General features: G+C 66.5%; 3 protein-coding genes. 1 reads left to right on the top strand and 2 read right to left on the bottom strand.

Translation table 11 applies throughout. The annotated features are described in order from the left end of the window. A partial coding sequence (locus tag ACEPPI_RS40080) for an IS3 family transposase (protein ID WP_373920172.1) occupies positions 1-191 on the top strand: 191 nt, incomplete at its 5' end. Between the two features lie 206 nt (positions 192-397). On the opposite strand, the gene ACEPPI_RS40075 is transcribed toward ACEPPI_RS40080, so the two are convergent. Then, the gene (locus tag ACEPPI_RS40075) at positions 398-823 is read right to left on the bottom strand and encodes a hypothetical protein (RefSeq protein ID WP_285544118.1); all 426 of its coding nucleotides are present in this window, start codon (positions 821-823) and stop codon (positions 398-400) included. Between the two features lie 44 nt (positions 824-867). Further along, entirely contained in the window at positions 868-3,624 is a 2,757-nt protein-coding gene (locus ACEPPI_RS40070) for an SGNH/GDSL hydrolase family protein (RefSeq protein ID WP_373920171.1), read from the bottom strand. Between the last annotated feature and the right edge of the window lie 207 nt (positions 3,625-3,831).

Below are 3,831 nucleotides of genomic sequence, written 5' to 3'. Positions count from 1 at the left end.
TCAAGACCGAGCTGATCAAGCCACGGCGGCCGTGGAAGACGCTGTCCGACGTCGAGCTCGCCACCGCCGAGTACGTCGACTGGTACAACCACCGACGACTCCACGGTGAAACAGGGCACATCCCGCCCGTCGAATACGAGACCAACCATTACCGCGAAACCACGAAACCCCAGGTCACAGTCACGACCTAGAGTCTCGATCAAACCCGGAACGGTTCAGTTCGTGAGTTTTTGAGTTGCTCTGTCATCGCTCGATGGTGTGGGTGCGCGGCGGAACCCACCGGTCCGCAGGCCGCTCGCCTGCTGGTGTGATGATAGGGCGGGGCAGGCAGACACGACAGAGCCTCCTGGCATGGGCTGCCAGGAGGCTCTGTCGTTCTACCCGGCCCGCCGGCCGCTCATCCGTCCTGCGGGAGGCAGGAACCGTCAGGGTTGTGCCCTTCCGCTGTGGCTCCGGCCTCCCCTGGATAAATCACGGCGTTGATGCAGGCCCGGCCTTCGCTCAGCCCGATCCTGGCGGGCCGTTCCCCGCTCGCGGCCCGGACGTCGATCCGTGCCGACGAGGGCAGTGCGAGCGTGGTTCTGGTGCGGAGGAGGAGTTCATCCCCGGTGAGGGCGGGCCTGCCCTGGAGTTCCTTGGCCAGCGCCTCCATGGCCGCCCTGCGGGGTTCGGCGCTCTCGCGTTCGGCCGGGGTGAGCGTCTCCCGCTTGGGCGTGCCGCGCGGGTTCGCGAACTGTGGTCCGGCGTGCTCGAAGAACTGCCAGAGGAAGACGAAGACGAGGCCGAGGAGGACGAGGAGGGGAAGCGTGCACCCGAAGAACACGACTCGCCCTGTTCCCCCGGTACGGCCTTCGGGCTGGGCGGCCATCAGATCGCGCCGTAGCCGATGTCGCGGAGCTTCTGCTCCATCACCTTCGCGTAGCCGGTGGTTCCGGTGCTCTTCGGGTGGAAGGACTCCCGGCTCAGGCATGCGCGGCTCGCGATGTCCCACAGACAGAGCGAGGGGTTGTTCCCCACCGCGTCGGGGAAGTCCTTGTTGTGGGAGTCCCCGTTCCCGTTGGGTCCCGTGACGATCGCGTTGATCCACTCGTCGTCGTCGCACGTGCCGTGACCGCTGAATGTCGGGATCGGGTCGGCGTAGGAGACCCTCTGATCACCCTGGACAGCACCAGCCTGTTTCCCGTTGACGTACCTGGAGAGGTCACCGAGCGCCTTCTGCTCGTTTACGTTGAACAGACCCGCTGCCAGGCAGGCCCTGCTCCGGCTCATGAGTTCGGGGTAGCCCATGACCACTATGGTCGCATTGGTGGCCCGGGCCTTGATGCTGGCGATCAGCGAGCTGAGGCTGACGGCCAGTTTGTCCGCCAGGGCTTTGTAGCGCGGCATGAAGGTCGTGTCCGAGGCGCAGTCACCGCCGCTGGCACACTCCATGACCGCTCCGACGAATGCTCCCTCGTCATTGCCTCCGATCGTCAGCGTGACCAGGGTGGTGTTCTCGTCGAGAGCACCGGAGTCGATCTGGGACATTTCGTGGAACTGTCCCTCGGACCAGCTGTACGCCCCGCGATTGGTCCAGGAGTCGGGATCTTTGGACCCCTGGACGTTCCAGGTCTGGGCTCCCGAGCAGGCGACGAACGACAGTTCGGCATCGGTGCTCCAGGCATCGCTGGCCGTTCCGAGCGGGGACGTGGTGTTGGGCGGGGTGAGCTTGCGCGGCCAGGCGTTGACGCTGCGCCGGCATGCGTTCCACCGGGGCGTGCCGTGCTGGGTGTCGGACTCCCACGAGTAGCCGATGCCCGGTCCGCCCACGGATCCGGAACCCTCACCGGAGGAGAAGGAGTCACCGAGCGACGCCACGATGTTCTTCGGCTTGCCGGGCAGCGGCTGGAAGGCGACGGCGTCCCAGGCCACGTCGTCGTCGGCGGTGCCGTCGACGGTCTCGTTGGTCAGTGACACGCTGGGGGTGCCGCTGAAGTTGTAGACACCCAGGGAGACCCAGGTGTTGGCCTTGTGGAGCTGGTTGATGTAGCGGTCCTTGACGGTGCCGTTGCCGAGGGCGATACGGTAGTGGGCCTGTTGGGTTTCGGCGCCGTTGTCGGGCAGGTGCACCATGACCCGGCTCCACTGGTTGAGGGTGCGCCCGAGCGTCCAGGTGCCGGTGACCTTCATCTGGTCGATGCGGTTGCTGCTGTTGCGGGTGTGGGCGAACCAGAAGTGGGCGCCGAAGCCTCCGCCCACCTGGTGGAGGTCTTCCTTCCCCTCATAGGTTCCCAGCCCTTGGGGGTCGGCGAAGCTCCAGGACATGGTGCCCGAGTTGGTCCATGACTTGGAGCAGTCGCTGCGCAGGGTCGGCGTGCTCGCGCTCACGTCGTCGATGATCAGGGCGTTGGACGGCAGCCGGCCCGACGTCGTGCAGTCGGGCAGTCCGGAGTTGCCACGGCCCAGTTCGGCCCGGAGCGTCTTGTAGGTGAGCGTCTCGTTGCCGCACTCTGTGGCGCAGGCGGTTTTCCATTTGGCGTTCGCGTGGTACCAGTAGAGTTTGTAGCAAGCCTCGTCGGCGCACTGGGGCGGGCTACCCGCGTTGCAGCCGTTGCTTGCGTTGCAGAAGGTGTCGAGAGGCGGCTTGATCGCCCGGGTGCGGGCTCCCGCGTCACTCCACCAGGCAGCCTGGTATCCGTGGGTGTTTCCGCTGTTCTGCTCGCCGGCGTCACTGTAGGACCGTCCTGTGTCGATGGGGTAGGCGGCCCACCCCATCACCTTCTCCGGGTACGGCCACTTCTGCGGTGTGGCGGCGTCGGCGTAGTGGTTGTTGTCCAGGAAGGCGTTCCGGTCGGCCGGGTACTTCGGATTGGCCGGGTTGTTGAGCCACCCCAGACCCCATTTGCCGGAGCTGTCGGGCTTGTTGAAGCCGAGGTTGTAGTTCCAGACCGCGGCGAACCAGTTCTCGATGTACTTGGGGTCGTCGTTGTTGATCTGGACGGTCTGGCCGGGGATGTGGAGCTCGCTCCACTTGTCGGCCAGGGTCTGCGCCGCGACCGCGATGTTGGCGGCGTAGTCCAGGGCGACGGCCCGCTGCTTGTCCGCGGACATCGCCGGGGGTTTGCCGGCTTGGACGCGGTCGGGAACGCTCATGCCATCGGTCTGCTGGCCCATTCCGTAGCCGCAGTCCGCCTTGGCCCAGTTGATCGACCAGATCTTGTCCGGGTCGTACCCGGGGGTGCCCGGGTAGATGTTCGTCCCGTAGAAGTTCCCGATCAGCGGATTTCCCGTCTGCCCGGGGAGGGAGTGGTAGGAGGCCTGCCACAGGTTGGACTCCTGGGCGAGTACGCCGAGGAGCACCTGGGCGGGGATGCGGCCCCCGGCCGGTCCACCGATGAGCGTGGACTGGGGGAACATCACCGACGGGGCGACCGAGGAGCCTAGGCCGTCCTGAGCACGCCAGCCTCCCTGGGTCATCCAGCCACTGGTGAGATTGCCCCGGATGGCCATGTCCACGGCCCACTCGACCTGGTTGGGTGTGGGCTGCAGGGCCTGCTGCGCGGCGTCGTTGCGCGGCACCGAGCAGGTGCGCTCGGCGTCCACGGTCGAGGTGGAGGAGCCCGCCGCGGCCGTTTGCGCGGACATGGCGGACATGGTTGCTCCGGAGCCCGTGGCCTTGGGGGCGGCGGTACCGGGGAGCGCGGGCGAGGGCTGAGCGTCGCGTGACTCCGCGGCGCCTGGGTGCGATCTCTCGGTTTAGGGACAGTGGTGTGAGAGACAGTGGCCTCTTGGGGTGTTGGTGCTGGTCAAGGCTTGCTCTGAGATCGGGTGTCACTGTCTTTGATGTGAGAG

Source organism: Streptomyces sp. AB3(2024) (assembly GCF_041862025.1).
Classification (GTDB): Bacteria; Actinomycetota; Actinomycetes; order Streptomycetales; family Streptomycetaceae; genus Streptomyces.
This window is presented reverse-complemented; position numbering and strand designations above follow the sequence as displayed.

Excerpts from the sequence above, each read along its gene's own strand:
- ACEPPI_RS40070 (WP_373920171.1), bottom strand. The coding sequence starts at position 3,624 with ATGTCCGCGCAAACGGCCGCGGCGGGCTCCTCCACCTCGACCGTGGAC.